Origin of the sequence: Streptomyces sp. bgisy159 (assembly GCF_965341775.1) — a bacterium.
Classification (GTDB): domain Bacteria; phylum Actinomycetota; class Actinomycetes; order Streptomycetales; family Streptomycetaceae; genus Streptomyces.
In genome coordinates, this window is the sequence record NZ_CBDQZH010000001.1 from 50,369 (window position 1) to 65,124 (window position 14,756).

The following is a 14,756-nucleotide window of genomic DNA, read 5'->3' on the forward strand; positions in this document are numbered from 1 at the left end:
AGGGGGAGGAAGCGGGCAGGGGAGGGGAAGGGAGCGGCGGAACTCGGGAACGGCGAACGGTGGTTACGAGGGCTCCGACGGCGCGGACGGCCGCCGGTTCACGACGCCCCCCGGCGGCCCGGCGGCGCCGTCGTCTCGCGGAGGACGAAGCGGATCGGCATCTCGACGGGGCGGGGCGGCCCGGCGTCCGGGTCGTCGAGCTGTCGCAGCAGCTGCCGGGCGGCCTCCTCGCCCTGCGCCGCGACCGGCTGGGCGACGGTGGTCAGACCGACCACCTCGGACAGCTCGTGGTCGTCGAAGCCGACCACGGAGACGTCCTCGGGGACCCGCAGCCGGTGCCGGCGCAGGGCGCGCAGCGCGCCCATCGCCATCTCGTCGGACTGGGCGAACACGGCGGTCGGCGGATGACGCAGCGCCAGCAGATCGCTCATGGCCCGCTCGCCGCCCTCGACCGTGTAGCCGCCGTCCGCCTCCAGCGCCGGATCGTGCTCGACCCCCGCGTCGGCCAGCACGTCCAGGTAGCCCTGGCGGCGGTCGAGCGGCGTGGTCCAGTGCAGCGGCTCACTGGCCCCGGAGATCATGCCGATCCGCCGGTGCCCGAGGTTCACCAGGTGACGTACGGCGCTCTGCGCGCCGCCCCGGTCGTCGATGCCGATGACGGTGAAGCCGGGCCGGGGCCCGCCGACCGTGGTGGCCAGCGGCACGTCGAGCGAGCGCAGGGCGGCGGCCTCCTCCGGGTCGGGGATCAGCAGGGACAGCACGGCGTCGACCCGCTTGCGGATCGGCAGACTGGTGAAGAAGCGCTTGCGCGCCTCGGGCGAGCCGAGGTTGTAGAGCAGCACGTCGTACCCGGCCGCGCTGAACACCTGCTCGGCGGCGTCCAGCACGGTCCCGAAGAACCAGCGGCCGACGTACGGCACGACGACCCCGATGGTGTGGGTGCGTCCGCTGGCCAGGCTGGAGGCCGAGCGGGAGGCGGTGTAGCCCAGTTCGGCGGCCACCGAGACGATCCGCGCCCGCATCTCCTCCGACACGCCGGGGCGGCCGCGCAGGGCGCGGGACACGGTGGACGCCGAGACGCCGGTGGCCTCGGCGACATCGGTGATGCTGACCGTCACGGGACGCTCCTTGATCGGGTTCGGCCGCGGCGTGAGCGGCGAGTGACGAGACCGTAAACCCGCCCACCCTGTTGCGCAAGCGTTTGCGTTGAGTTTTACTTCGACTTCCCATCAGAAGAGCTCTCACCAGCCAGGAAGCAGCGCACACGTTTGAGTACGATCGCCGGGACCGAGTCCCGGAGTACCCGCGTGCCGTACACCGCGTGCCGCTGCCGGCAGACAGGACCTGTCCATGCGATACGCCCCGCCCGGCCTCTGCGTGAACGACTTCGACCTTCTGCGCGCCCCGGACGGCACCTACACCGTGCTGCACCTGCAAGGCCCGTGGACGACCGAGTTCGACCACCTGCGCATGGAGACGTCGTACGGCCGGGCCACCTCCGCCGACCTGGTCCACTGGGAGCCGCAGGGCACCGCCTTCGGCAACGGGCTGCCGGGCCGCTTCGACCAGCAGGCGGTGTGGACCATGCACGCCTTCCCGCACGGCGACGGCATGGCGATGTACTACACCGGCGTCGCCGGGCTGACCCCGGGCGGCTGGCCGTTGCAGTCGGTCGGCCTGGCCTACTCCGACCGCACCGACGGCACCGGCTGGCGCCGCCACGGCACCGGGCCCGTCGTCGAGGCGGACCCCCGCTGGTACCGCACCGGTGAACGCATGGGCTGGCGCGACCCCTTCGTCGTACGCGACGACGAGTCCGACGGCTGGGTCATGGTCGTCTGCGCCGCCGACGCCTCCCTGCCGGTCGAGGTCAGCGGCTGTGTCGCCTGGGCGACCTCCGACGACCTGGAGCACTGGACCGTCCACCCGCCGCTCCTGTCCCCCGGCGACGTCGACGAGCTGGAGTGCCCGGTGCTCGAACGCCTCGACGACGGGAGCTGGTTGCTGCTCGGCTCGATCGGCGCGACGCGCGGCTTCGAGGCGTGGACCGCCCCGCGGCTGCGCGGCCCGTGGACCCGCCGCGGCCCGCTCGGCCCGACGGGCGCGTACGCCCCGCGTGTCGTCCGCGCCCCCGACGGCTCCCGCGTCGTGCTGCACACCACCCCCCGCCGTATCGGCCTGACCGACGGCGGCGACCTCTGCCGCGGCATGCTCGCCCAGCCCAAGTCCCTCGTCATGGAGAGCGGCGCGGACGGCGACGGCGACGGCGACACCGGCGGTGACAGCACCACGGGCGGGCACGGCACCGGCGGCGGGTCGCCCCGGCTGCACTGGTGGGCGGGGCTGGACCGGTGGCTCGGGGAGCCGACCCACGAGGCCGTCCCGCACGCGGTCGGCGACCTGGACCTCACCGGCCGCACCGAGGTCGTCCTGCGCACCGACGCCCCCGGCGGTGGCCGGCCCGCCCTCACCGTCGGCTGCGACGGCAAGAACCTCTGGGCCACCGGCCCCGACGGCCTCCGCCTCGCCGAGACCGCCCTCACCGAACCGGCCGCCAGACTGCGCGTCCTCACCGTCGGCGAGTACGTGGAGGTCTACGCCGACGGCGTGTTCGCCCTCACCACCCTGTGCTACTCCGGCCACCCCGCCCCGTGGACCGCGCTCACCGACGGGCCCGCCCGCCCGGTCCCCGTCCGCCCCGTCCGCCTGCCCGACCCGCACCGCGACGACGCCTCGGCCGTCTGGCCCGGCCCCCGCTGAGCGGAACCCGCACGGATATCTCCTGGCCCGGCCTCCCGCCGTACGTCTACCGTCACCGCATGTCCACGACCACCCCGGCGACCACCACCCTGTGGCGCCCGACCGGCCCCGAGGAACTCGCGCTCGTCGAGGCGTCCGGCTGGACCGCCTGGCCGCCCCGGCTGCCCGAGCAGCCGATCTTCTACCCGGTGCTCGACGAGGAGTACGCGATCCGGATCGCCCGGGACTGGAACGTGCCCGCGTCCGGCGCCGGGTACGTGACACGCTTCCAGGTGGAGAGCGGGTTCCTCCGGCGGTACCCGGTGCGGCAGGCCGGCGGGAGGACCATCCTGGAGCTGTGGGTGCCGGCGGAGGAACTGGATGAGGTCAACGCGCACATCGTGGGACCCATCGAGGTCGTACGGGAGTTCCGCTGACGTGGCGGACGAGGCGGGCGGGCCGGGCGGGCCGGGCGGGCCGGGCGGGCCGGATCGGCGCGGGCGGCGGCCGGCGCGGGCGGGGTGCGCAGGTGTGCTGCTGGCGGCCGTGAGCGCGGTCGTCGGGTGCCGGACCGCCGACGTCGACGGAGTGACGCCCGTACCGCAGGTGCTGGCGTTCCTGCCCTGGCTGCTGGCGCCGACCGCGCTCGCGCTCGCCCTGTCGCTGCTCGCCCGGTGGTGGACCGGGCTGGTCTGGGGCGTGGCCGTCCTGGGCCTGCTGGCCTGGTTCATCGAGCCGTACGGCGTCACCGACGACCCCGGCGGCAGGCCGGTCGCCGGGCTGCGCGTGCTGACGGCGAACGTGGAGTTCGGCCGGGCCACCGGCTCCCTCCTCGACGCCGTCCGCCGGGACCGGCCCGACCTCGTCTTCGTCACCGAGTGCGAGGAGGGCTGCCGGACGGTCCTGGCCCGCGAGGCGGGCGCCGACTACCCGTACCGGCAGGGCGTGCCGGGCACCAGCTCCGCAGGGTCGCTGATCCTCAGCCGGCACCCCCTCACCCCGGCCGCCACGCTGCCGGGCTCCATGGGCATGCCGGGCGCCGTCGCCGACGTCGACGGCCACGCCGTACGGCTGCAGCTCGTCCACCCCGAGCCGCCGCTGCCCCGTCAGGTGTCGCTGTGGCGGCGGGAACTGGGCCGGGTCCGGGACTTCGCCGCCGGGCAGCGCGGGCCGCTGGTCCTCGCCGGGGACTTCAACGCCTCCCAGGACCACGCCGCGTTCCGGCACATCCTGGACACCGGGCTGCGCGACGCCGCCCGCCTCGTCGGCAAGGACCGGGCGCCGAGCTGGCCGGCCCGCACCACGCCCGCCTTCGGCGCGCAGATCGACCACGTCCTCGTCTCCGCCGACTTCTCCGCCCGCACCGCCCGCTTCCTGACCCTGACCGGCACCGACCATCGCGCGCTGCTCGTCGACATCACCCTCCACCAGCGCGGATGAGCCGGCACGGCCCCGATAATGGGCGTATGTCCCGTGAGTTCGCCATCGGCCTGACCCCTCCCGACTGGCTGATGCGCAACCTGCGGCCCCAGCAGGCACCCGTCAACCGGCCCGCCGTCGCCCGCGCCGCCGTCGCGATGACGCTGCCCCTGGCCGTCGGCCTCGCCGTCGGCCGTCCCGCCTACGGCGCGCTCGCCTCGATGGGCGCCCTGTCCGGAGTCATCGGCGACACCGCCGACGCCTACCGGATGCGGCTGCTGAACATCGCGGTCCCGCAGTTCTTCGGCGCCGTCGGCATCACCGTCGGCTCCGCCGTCCACGGCCACGGCTGGTGGGCGGTGGCCGCGGTCACCGGAGTCGCCCTGGTCTCCGGGATGATGTCCACGATCGGCGCGGTGGCGTCCGTCTCCGGGCTGTTGCTCCTGCTCAACTCGGTCATCGGCGCCGGCCTGCCGTTGCCCGGCCCTTGGTGGCTGGCCCCGCTGCTGATGACCGGCGGCGGCGCGCTCGTCCTCGTACTCGCCCTGCTGGCATGGCCGCTGCGCGGCGGCGTCCCCGAACGGACGGCGGTCGCCGACACCTACCGCACGGTGGCCGAACTGCTCGCCGCCTGCGGCAGCGAGATCCCCGGCGAGTACGAGGACGCCCGCCGCGCCGTCACCCAGGCGCTGAACCAGTCGTACGACGTCGTCCTCGCCCGGCGCGCCCTGCACCACGGCCGCAGCCCCGACCTGACCCGGCTGCTCGCCCAGCTGAACGCGATCACCCCGGTCGTGGAGGCGGCTCCGGCCGCGCAGCTCGCCGGCGTCCGGCTGCCGCCGGAGGTCCCGCAGGCCGTGCGCCACCTCGCGCAGGCCGTGGAGACCGGCTACACCGGTCCGATAGGGCTCGCCCTGCCGGATCCGGCCGGTGAGACCGCCCGCGCCGTCGACCACGCCCTGCGCCACGCGGCGGACGTGGTCACCTCGCCCGACATCGACCTGCGGGGCGTCGACGACCGCCTCGGCCGCCCGGCCGCCCTGCCGGTGCGCGCCGCCCGCGCGGCCCGGGACGTCACCCTGTCCGCCGGTTCCTGGCGGTACGGGCTGCGGCTGGCGCTCTGCATCGGGCTGGCGCAGGTCCTGGTGTCGATCATCCCGGTCCCGCGCTCCTACTGGGTCGCCCTCACCGTCACCTTCGTCCTCAAGCCGGACTTCGGGTCGGTGTTCTCGCGGGCGCTGCTGCGGGCGCTGGGCACCGTGGCCGGACTGGTGGTGGCCGCCGCCGTGCTCGCGGAGGTGCCGCGCGGCTGGTGGGACGTACCGGTGATGCTGCTGCTGGCGCCCCTGATCCCGGTGCTGACCCCGCGCGGCTACGGCTACCAGACCGCCGCCATCACCCCGGTGATCCTGCTCCTCTCCGACTTCCTCAACCAGCAGGGCACGGCGCTGCTGCTGCCCCGCCTGGTCGACTCGCTGATCGGCTGCCTGATCGCGCTGGTCGTCGGCTACCTGCTGTGGCCGGAGAGCTGGCACACCCGGGTCGGCGCCCGTCTGGCCGACGCGGTGGCCGAGACGGCCCGCTACGTGGAAGCCGCCTTCGGCACGGGCACCGCAGCCGCCGGTGCCGGTGCCGGTGCCGGTCCGGGCACCGCCGTCGAGCCCGCCGCCCGCGCCCGCATGCGGCGCCGCCTCTACCGCGACCTGTCGGTCATCCGCACGGAGTTCCAGCGCGCCCTGACCGAACCGCCCCCCACCGGCCGTCGCGCGGCGGCCTGGTGGCCGCTGGTGGTCGCCGTGGAACGCATCGTCGACGCCACGACGGCGGCCCGGGTCCGCGTCCGGCACGGAGCCGAGCCGCCGTCCGCGGCCGAGGTCTCCCAAGTGGCGTTCCAGCTGCGGGAGCTGGCGGAGGGTCTGCGCGACACGGAGGTCCTGCACCCGGTCCGCACCGACCTCCCGGGCCCTGCGGGCAGCGTGCTGGAGCCGCTGCGCCAGGAGGTCGCGGCGGCCCGGGCGATCACGTCGCCGCGCTGAGAGCGCCGCCGGGGTCCCGGTCGCCGGCGAGTCCCCGGCCGTGCCCCGCCGTCAGGCCGAGTCGAAGCGGTGCCGGGCCGTCTCGATGGCGCCCAGATGGCGGTGGGTCCAGTCGCACATCGCGTCGACCGTCGACCGCAGGGCCCGGCCCGGCTCCGTGAGGGTGTACTCGACGCGCGGCGGCACGGTCGGGTGCACCATGCGTTCGACCAGGCCGTTGCGCTCCAGCATGCGCAGGTTCTGCGTGAGCATCTTGTGGCTGATGCCCTCGATCTCGCCCCGCAGCTCGGTGAAGCGCAGGGTGCGGTCGCCCACCGCCTCGATGATCAGCAGCGCCCATTTGTTGGCGATGTCCGTGAAGATCTCCCGGGCGAGGGAATCCGCCCGGGTCACATCTGCCTCGTCCGGCGCCGAGCCGTTGACCTGCTTGGTCACCATGAGGTTCCCCCGTCACCGAAAAGTGCGTTCTTCCACGTCAGCGCACACTCTCCTACGGTTTCCGAGTCACTGCAAGAGAGCACACGAGACAGCGCGAGGAGTCGGAGAGCCATGGCCGTCACACTGCTGAACCCCGAAGGACTGCCCGAGATCGACGTCTACCGGCAGGTGGCGGTCGCGTCCGGTACGAGGACGGTCTTCGTCGCCGGACAGGTCGCCTGGGGCGCCGACGGCGTCACGGTCGGCGAGGGCGACCTGGCCGCCCAGGTCGAGCGGTGCTACCTCAACGTCGGCACCGCCCTGGCCGGCGCGGGCGGTTCGTTCGACGACGCGGTCCGGCTGACCGTCTACGTCGTCGACTGGACGCCCGACAAGATGCCCCTGCTGCTGGACGGCATCTCCCGGGCGGCCGCGAAGCTCGGGGGCACCCCCATGCCACCGGCCACGCTGATCGGCGTGGCGGCGCTGGACGTGCCCGAGCATCTGGTCGAGATCGAGGCCACCGCGGTCCTCGACTGAACCGGCGCCACCGCGCCGGCGTCACGGCCTCCCGGGGGCGGGGGCCGTCAGCGCGTCCGCGGTCCAGGTGAGGTGCCGGGTCAGTAGGCGGACCGCGGTGTCGGCGTCACGGGCCAGCGCCGCCTCCTCCAGCCGACGGTGCTCGCCGGCGTGGTCCCGGCCGGGGTTGCGGTGCGCCGACCAGCGGCGGGCCAGCTCGCTCGCGGTCCACATCCGGTCGAAGGTCTCCAGCAGGACCGGGTTGCCGCAGCCCTCCAGCAGGGCGCGGTGGAAGCGGCGGTGCGCCTCGGACCAGGCGGCGCTGTAGTACTCGCCCTCCCGCGGCTCGTACGCCGGGGTGCGGGCCAGCCGGTGGTGGGCGGCTCGTACGCGGGCCTCCCAGTCGACGTCGCCGCGCTCGACGGACAGGCGCAGCACGACCGGTTCGATGGTCCGGCGGGCCTCCGCGGTCTCCTGCCAGCGGCGGTCGGAGAAGGACGGCACGGCGAAGCCGCGGTTGGGCAGCCGGTCGGCGAGGCCCTCGCCGACCACCCGGACCAGCGCCTCGCGCACGACGGCCAGGCTCACGCCCTGCTCCCTGGCGAGGTCCTGCGGCTTGAGGGCGTCACCGGGGGCGTAGTCACCGCGCATGATCGCGTCCCGCAGGAGCGCGTAGACCTGCTCGGAGAGCATCTGCTTTCCCGGGGCGGACGAGGAGCGGGCCGTCTGGGTCATGCCCTGCAGCATAGACGATCCCGAAGATAATCGATTATCGGTGCTACAGTCGATTGTGCGGTCGACGAGGTCGGCGGCGACACCTCCGCGTGCGCCGCCGTCCCTCCGTCGGCCGCGCCCCCACTCCCAGCACGGCGCGAAAGGAACGACACGATGAGCACCCACGACACGGTGAGCACCGAGGACCTGTTCGCCCGCCTCCCCGAGGCGGCCTCCTTCACCGTCACCAGCACCACCGTCGCCGACGGCGCCGCCTGGCCGGCCGAGCAGTTCTCCGGCCTCTTCGGCGTGCCCGGCGGCAAGGACGTCTCCCCGCAGCTGTCCTGGACCGGCGCCCCGGAAGGCACCAGGAGCTACGCCGTCACCGTCTACGACCCCGACGCCCCCACCGGCTCCGGGTTCTGGCACTGGGCGGTCGCCGACATCCCCGCCACCACCACCGGGCTGCCCGAGGGCGCCGGCGACGACACCGGTTCCGGCCTGCCCGAGGGCGCCTTCCAACTGCCCAACGACGCGCGCATGGCCCGCTTCGTCGGCGCCGCCCCGCCGGCCGGTCACGGCCCGCACCGCTACGTCGTCGTGGTGCACGCCCTCGACGTCGAGTCCACCGGCGTCGCGGCCGACGCCACCCCGGCCGTCCTCGGCTTCACCATGGCCGGGCACGTCCTCGGCCGCGCGGTCCTGACCGCCACCGCCGAAATCCCCGCCTGACGGGCAGCATGCCCCGCCTCTTCGACACCACGGAGATGTATCCGCGCACCGTCCTGGAGCTCGGCGAGGAAGGCGTGGTCCCGCTGCGCGCCCGCGTCGCCGAGCGGCTCGGCCGGAGCGGGCCGACGGTCAGCCGGACGGTGGCGCGCAGGGAACGGGACGGTCTGCCGCGCGTCGCCGGTGACCGCCGGCTGGAGCTGACGGAGACGGGCCGGCGGATCGCGAGAGCTTCCCGCGCGCAGCGCCGCGCACGTCTTCGTGACCACCGGCCCCTGAAACCACGGGGGTGTCCGGCCGCCGTGCGGCCGGACACCCGGGCGGTGTGCGGGTGGGGTCAGGCCCCGATGTGGCAGCCGTCGGTGCGCCAGACCGCCACCACCGACGGGCGGACGATCTTGCCCGGGCCGTCGGGCCAGGTGCTGGCCGGGTGGTCGACGTCGGCGCCGTCGACCTCGCCGGGGTGCTGGACGGCGACCAGGACCCGCCGGTCCTGCACGATCGGGCCGCAGGTCTCGGCACCGGTCGGCACGGTCAGGAACTGCTTGAGCTCACCCCGGCGCGAGCCGCGCGTGGCGACGGCGAAGAGGCCGTCGTGCGAGCCGAGCCGGTTGCCGTCGGTGGAGATCCACAGGTTGCCGTACGGGTCGAACGCCACGTTGTCCGGGCAGGAGATCGGGCTGACCCGGTCCTTCGGGAAACCGGCGAAGTAGGTCGCCGGGTCGTCGGGGTCACCGGCGACCAGGAACAGCGACCAGCAGAACCGGGTGCTGTCGGCGCGGTTCCAGCGCTCGGTCAGCTCCAGCACGTGGCCGTGCTTGTTGCCGATGCGCGGGTTGGCCTCGTCGGGGCCGGCGTAACCACTGGTACCGCGCCGGGAGTTGTTGGTGAGGGCCACGTACACCTTGCCGGTGACCGGGTTGGGCTCGATGTCCTCGGGCCGGTCCATCTTCGTCGCGCCGACCTTGTCACCGGCGAGGCGGGTGAAGACGAAGACCTCCTCGGCGGTCATGCCCTCGACGTGCGAGACGGCGCCGTCGGCGGTGGCGGTCGCCAGCGGGATCCACTGCCCGCTGCCGTCGAACTCGCCGTCACTCGGCAGCGTGCCGGTGCCGTCGATCTCCATGGCCGGGGAGTCGCCGGTCAGCTTGGCGACGTAGAGGGTGCCCTCGTCGAGGAGGGAGAGGTTGTGCTCGCGGACGGCGCGGGAGTGCCCGTGCCGCATCCGCTTGCTGCCGACGAACTTGTAGAAGTAGTCGAAGCGCTCGTCGTCGCCCGTGTACACGACCGGCCGGCCGTCGTGGGTGAGCCGCACGGTCGCCGCCTCGTGCTTGAAGCGGCCCAGCGCGGTGTGCTTGCGGGGCGTGGAGTGCGGGTCGTACGGGTCGAACTCCACCACGTACCCGAAGCGGTGCACCTCGTTGGGCTCCTGGGCGACGTCGAACCGCTTGTCGAACCGTTCCCACTTGCGCTCGGTGGCGCCGGTGCCGATGCCGTACCGCTTGTCGGTGGGCCGGGAGGAGTTGGCGAAGTACTGGTTGAAGTTCTCCTCGCCGTGCAGCGTGGTGCCCCACGGGGTGGTGCCACCGGAGCAGTTGTTGAGGGTGCCGAGCACCTTGGTGCCGGTCGGGTCGGCGGACGTCCGCAGCAGCTCGGAGCCGGCGGCCGGCCCGGTGAGGCGGAACTCGGTGGTGGCGGTGACCCGGCGGTTCAGGTGGTGCCGGGTCACGGGGGTGAGCTTGCCCGTCCGACGGTCCTCGGCCACGACGACGGCGCTCAGACCGTGCGCGGCCCAGGCGATCTCGACCTGCTCGCGGGTCGGGTTCTCGGGGTCGTAGCCCCGGAACATCAGGACCTCGTCGGTGTACTCGTGGTTGGCGACGAGGAGCTGGTGGCCGCGCTCACCGGGCAGCGGCAGCAGCGACAGGAAGTCGTTGTTGTAGCCGAACTGGCCGGCCTGCGCGGCGGCGCTCTGGTTCTCCGGGTCGAAGGCGGGGGCGCCGCGCAGGATGGGCTCACCCCAGCGGATGACGACGTTCTGGCCGTATCCCTCGGGGATCGTGACGGCGTCGGCGGTGTTGGGCGCGACCGGGCTGAACCGCAGGCCGCGCGCACCGTCGTGGGCCGGCCTGCCCCCGCCGTGCGTGTGCGCCTGCGGGGCGGCGGCGGCCGGTCGGGCGCCCGCGACTCCGGCAGCCGTGCCGGAGGCGGCCGCGACGGTCACCACGGCGGCGGCGCGCACCATGGAGCGGCGGCTGAGCGCACCGGCGATGACGTCACCGGCGTACTCGTTGTCGCTGGTGTTGGGCACCTCGTGGAAGCAGGCGTCACCACACCGGAAACGACAGGTCAGGGCGGACCGGCCGCCCGGGTGGGCCGCGGACGGCGTTCCGATGATCGGCAGCAGTTTGCGCACCTTGCTCTCCCCTTGTGTGCCCTTGGTGTCAGCGTGACGGTAGGGCGACGTCCGTGCGGATGCGCTGCGCCACGGTGAACGAGGGGTGAATCCGAGACAGCGGGGGGGGCGCGCGGCCGACCGGAGGCGCCCTTGACACAGCGGGGCTCCCGCCCCTCACCCCTCCCCAAGATCGCCCCGCGGGGCGGCTAACCTTACGTGTCCGTCCTGGCCAGGGATTGACGGGCATCAACTCACGCGAAGGGTTGCGCGCATGGGCATTCTCACTCTCCTGCGGAACGCGTTCGGCAGGTCTCGCAAGTCGCGGGCCGACTTGGCAGAGGGTGCGGACCAGATTCCTTCGCAGCAGACGGAGTCCTCCACACCCACCCCGACCTCCGACACCGCACCGGCCTCCACCACGGCCCCGGCCACCTCGTCGGACCCGACGGACTCCACGTCGGCGACCGACCCGGCACCGGCGGCAGCCGCCACGCCTACGGCAGCCTCCACGCCGACGGCAGACCTCGGCTCGACGAAGCCGGTCCCCAAGCCCCGCCACTCCACCGACCCGGCCCACGACCTGGTGGCAGCCGCCTTCGACAAGGTCACGAGCCCTGAGCCGAAGCCGACGGCTGAGGAGGAGCGGAGCGCTTCGGCCGATCGGGTGAATTCGGCCGAGCCGAAGCCCGAACCCGAGCCGAAGCCCGAACCCGAGCCGAAGGCCGAGCCCGCGCCGGAGGCCGAGCCCGCGCCGGAGGCCGAGTCGAAGCCGGGGGCCGAGTCAAAGCCCGAGCCGGAGGCCGAGCCCGAGCCGAAGCCCGCGCCGGAGGCCGAGTCGAAGCCGGAGGCCGAGTCAAAGCCCGAGCCCGAGCCCGAGCCGGAGGCCGAAACCGAGCCCGAGTCTGAGCCCGAGCCGGCGCCGGTGGCGGTGACCGAGCCTGAGGCCGACACCGAGCCGAAGCCCGAGCCGGTAGCGGAGACCGAACCGGACCCCGCTCCCGAACCCGAGCCTGCCGCGGAGCCCGAGCCGAAGCCCGAACCCGTGGCGGAGGACACCCCGGCAGCCGAAACCGAGCCCGAGCCCGAGGCGGAAGCCGCCGAGGAGGCACCGGAGCCCGCGCCCGCCCCGACCGCCCCGGCGGCCGCCGACGGCGAAGACGCCCCACTGGCGGCCCCCGCAGACGACGACGCATCCCGCACGGGTGGTGCGGGTGGGAACACGACGGACGAAGGCGAAGCCGAGTCCATCCCCGCACCGCCGGAGGCCCCCGTCGCGAACGCCCTCCTCAAGGCCGGCCTCACCGGCACCCACGCCCCCGTCTACCTGGTCCTCGACCGCTCCGCCTCCATGCGCCCGTACTACAAGGACGGCTCCGCACAGGCCCTCGCCGACCAGACCCTCGCCCTCGCCACCGAGCTCACTCCGCCGGGCACCGAGCCGAGCGTCCACGTCGTGTTCTTCTCCACGGAGGTGGACGGCACCGCCGACCTCACCCCCTCCGACCCCGACACCACCATCGACTCCCTGCACGCGGGCCTCGGCCGCATGGGCCGTACCAGCTACCACGCCGCCGTGGAAGCGGTCCTCGCCCACTACACGAAGCACCACAAGAAGCAGAGCAAGAAGTCGGCCCCTCCCGCCCTGGTGGTGTTCCAGACGGACGGCGCCCCGGACGCGAAGACCCCGGCGACGCAGTCCCTCACCGAGGCCGCGGAGAAGCACCCGTCGGTCTTCTTCTCCTTCGTCGCCTTCGGTGAGCACGACAACAAGGCCTTCGACTACCTCCGCAAGCTGAAGACCCCGAACACCGGCTTCTTCCACGCGGGCCCCACCCCGAAGGAGCTCACGGACGAGGAGCTCTACGCCGGCGTACTGGCCGACTGGCGCCCGTAACACCGCGTAACCCCCGTAACCGCACAACCCGCGTAATTCGCGGAACCGCAGCACCCGGCCCGGCCGCCCCTTCCCACCCCATAAAACGGGAAGCGGGCGGCCGCCCCCTGTCGGCTACGATTTCAAGACTCATCAAAACGACCGACTCGGGAGCAGCCACACCATGGCTCGACACCTCATCACCAGCGCCCTTCCCTACATCAACGGGATCAAGCACCTGGGCAACATGGTGGGGTCCATGCTCCCGGCGGACGTGTACGCCCGCTACCTCCGCCAGCGCGGCCACGACGTCCTCTACATCTGCGCGACGGACGAGCACGGCACCCCGGCCGAACTGGCCGCCAAGGAGCGCGGGCTCCCGGTCGACGAGTTCTGCGCCCAGGCGCACGACGCACAGAAGGCCGTCTACGACGGTTTCGCGCTGGCCTTCGACTACTTCGGCCGCAGCTCCAGCGCCCAGAACGTCGAGATCACCCAGCACTTCGCCCGCAAGCTCCACGAGAACGGCTTCATCGAAGAGCGCGCCATCCGCCAGGTCTACAGCCCGGCCGACGGCCGCTTCCTCCCGGACCGCTACGTCGAGGGCACCTGTCCGCACTGCGGCTACGACAAGGCGCGCGGCGACCAGTGCGAGAACTGCACGCGGGTCCTCGACCCCACCGACCTGATCGACCCGCGCTCGGCGATCTCCGGCTCCACCGACCTGGAGGTCCGCGAGACCAAGCACCTGTTCCTCCTCCAGTCGAAGCTGGAGAACCAGGTCCGCGAGTGGGTGGCCCGCCATGACGACGACTGGCCGCAGCTCGCCTCCTCCATCGCCCACAAGTGGCTGACGGAGGGCCTGCACGACCGCGCGATCACCCGCGACCTGGACTGGGGCGTCCCGGTCCCGGCGGACACCTGGCCGGAGCTGGCCGCCGAGGGCAAGGTGTTCTACGTCTGGTTCGACGCCCCGATCGAGTACATCGGCGCGACGAAGGAGTGGGCGGACGCCACCGGCGGCGACTGGCGCTCCTGGTGGTACGGCCCGGACGGCGCCGACGACGTCCGCTACACCGAGTTCATGGCGAAGGACAACGTCCCGTTCCACACGGTGATGTTCCCGGCCACCGAGCTGGGCGTGCGCGAGCCGTGGAAGATGGTCGACTACGTCAAGGCGTTCAACTGGCTGACGTACTACGGCGGCAAGTTCTCCACGTCCCAGAAGCGCGGCGTCTTCACCGACCAGGCGCTGGACATCCTCCCCGCCGACTACTGGCGCTACTTCCTGATCGCCAACGCCCCCGAGTCGGACGACGCGTCCTTCACCTGGGAGCACTTCACCGCCACGGTCAACAAGGACCTGGCCGACACCCTCGGCAACTTCGTCAACCGCGTCCTGTCCTTCTCCCGCAAGCGGTTCGGGGACGACGTGCCCGCGGGCGGCGAGCCCGGCGAGGCGGAGACGCGGCTCGGCGAGGAGATCGCGCGGCTGCTCACCGAGTACGAGCAGCACATGGAGTCCCTCCAGTTCCGCAAGGCCGCGGCCGCGCTGCGCGCGCTGTGGTCGGCAGGCAACTCCTACCTGGAGGAGAAGGCCCCGTGGCTCCAGATCAAGACGGACAAGGACGCCGCGGCCCTGACCCTGCGCACGGCCATGAACCTGATCCACCTGTACGCGGTCGTCTCCGAGCCGTTCATCCCGGCGTCCTCGAAGACCATGCGTGAGGCGTTCGCCCTGACCGACGACACCGCGACCTGGGTCACCGAGGCCGAGGCGAAGGCCCTGACCTCGGTACCGGCCGGCACCGCCTTCACGGTCCCGCCGGTCCTGTTCGCCAAGCTCACGGACGACGACCTGGCCACCTACAAGGAGCGCTTCGGCGGCCAGGAGGCATAGGCCCCGGACCGC

Annotated in this window: 12 protein-coding genes and 1 pseudogene; 9 read left to right on the forward strand and 4 right to left on the reverse strand. The window is 73.3% G+C overall.

Features of this window, described 5'->3' with window-relative positions; genetic code table 11:
- Positions 1 to 98: 98 nt before the first annotated feature.
- A complete protein-coding gene (locus ACSLTV_RS00265) occupies positions 99 to 1,118 on the reverse strand; it encodes a LacI family DNA-binding transcriptional regulator (protein WP_432133636.1) in 1,020 nt (339 codons plus the stop codon).
- Positions 1,119 to 1,350: 232 nt separating this feature from the next.
- Here ACSLTV_RS00265 and ACSLTV_RS00270 point away from each other — a divergent pair, with 232 nt between their 5' ends.
- From ACSLTV_RS00270 to ACSLTV_RS00285, 4 genes are all read left to right on the forward strand, one after another.
- Entirely contained in the window at positions 1,351 to 2,760 is a 1,410-nt protein-coding gene (locus ACSLTV_RS00270) for a mucin-1 (RefSeq protein ID WP_432157486.1), read from the forward strand.
- Positions 2,761 to 2,819: 59 nt separating this feature from the next.
- Complete coding sequence (locus ACSLTV_RS00275) at positions 2,820 to 3,176, forward strand: hypothetical protein (protein ID WP_432133634.1); 357 nt, start codon at positions 2,820 to 2,822, stop codon at positions 3,174 to 3,176.
- 94 nt (positions 3,177 to 3,270) lie between these two features.
- Positions 3,271 to 4,179 carry an endonuclease/exonuclease/phosphatase family protein gene (locus ACSLTV_RS00280; RefSeq protein WP_435611406.1) on the forward strand — a complete coding sequence of 303 codons (909 nt, stop codon included), beginning with the start codon at positions 3,271 to 3,273 and terminating at the stop codon, positions 4,177 to 4,179.
- A gap of 26 nt (positions 4,180 to 4,205) precedes the next feature.
- Complete coding sequence (locus ACSLTV_RS00285) at positions 4,206 to 6,194, forward strand: FUSC family protein (protein WP_435611407.1); 1,989 nt, start codon at positions 4,206 to 4,208, stop codon at positions 6,192 to 6,194.
- A 51-nt stretch (positions 6,195 to 6,245) separates the two neighbouring features.
- On the opposite strand, the gene ACSLTV_RS00290 is transcribed toward ACSLTV_RS00285, so the two are convergent.
- Positions 6,246 to 6,632 (reverse strand): winged helix-turn-helix transcriptional regulator, encoded by a 387-nt coding sequence (locus ACSLTV_RS00290; RefSeq protein WP_435611408.1) that lies wholly within the window; start codon positions 6,630 to 6,632, stop codon positions 6,246 to 6,248.
- Between the two features lie 111 nt (positions 6,633 to 6,743).
- Between ACSLTV_RS00290 and ACSLTV_RS00295 the strand changes: the two genes are divergently transcribed.
- Positions 6,744 to 7,151, forward strand: coding sequence for a RidA family protein (locus ACSLTV_RS00295; protein ID WP_432133630.1), 408 nt, complete (start codon positions 6,744 to 6,746; stop codon positions 7,149 to 7,151).
- 21 nt (positions 7,152 to 7,172) lie between these two features.
- Here the strand turns inward: ACSLTV_RS00295 and ACSLTV_RS00300 are convergent, their stop codons facing one another.
- On the reverse strand, positions 7,173 to 7,865 hold the full coding sequence (locus tag ACSLTV_RS00300) for a GntR family transcriptional regulator (protein WP_432133629.1): 693 nt from the start codon (positions 7,863 to 7,865) through the stop codon (positions 7,173 to 7,175).
- 153 nt (positions 7,866 to 8,018) lie between these two features.
- Between ACSLTV_RS00300 and ACSLTV_RS00305 the strand changes: the two genes are divergently transcribed.
- The gene (locus ACSLTV_RS00305) at positions 8,019 to 8,576 is read left to right on the forward strand and encodes a YbhB/YbcL family Raf kinase inhibitor-like protein (RefSeq protein WP_435611409.1); all 558 of its coding nucleotides are present in this window, start codon (positions 8,019 to 8,021) and stop codon (positions 8,574 to 8,576) included.
- A gap of 8 nt (positions 8,577 to 8,584) precedes the next feature.
- A pseudogene (locus ACSLTV_RS00310) lies at positions 8,585 to 8,839 on the forward strand (dihydrofolate reductase); the annotation flags it as partial.
- 71 nt (positions 8,840 to 8,910) lie between these two features.
- Here the strand turns inward: ACSLTV_RS00310 and ACSLTV_RS00315 are convergent.
- Entirely contained in the window at positions 8,911 to 10,989 is a 2,079-nt protein-coding gene (locus ACSLTV_RS00315) for a PhoX family protein (RefSeq protein WP_435611410.1), read from the reverse strand.
- A gap of 253 nt (positions 10,990 to 11,242) precedes the next feature.
- Here ACSLTV_RS00315 and ACSLTV_RS00320 point away from each other — a divergent pair, with 253 nt between their 5' ends.
- Together ACSLTV_RS00320 and metG are read left to right on the forward strand one after the other, a co-directional pair.
- Positions 11,243 to 12,865 carry a VWA domain-containing protein gene (locus tag ACSLTV_RS00320; protein WP_435611411.1) on the forward strand — a complete coding sequence of 541 codons (1,623 nt, stop codon included), beginning with the start codon at positions 11,243 to 11,245 and terminating at the stop codon, positions 12,863 to 12,865.
- Between the two features lie 163 nt (positions 12,866 to 13,028).
- Complete coding sequence (gene metG / locus ACSLTV_RS00325; RefSeq protein WP_435611412.1) at positions 13,029 to 14,744, forward strand: methionine--tRNA ligase; 1,716 nt, start codon at positions 13,029 to 13,031, stop codon at positions 14,742 to 14,744.
- Positions 14,745 to 14,756: the final 12 nt, after the last annotated feature.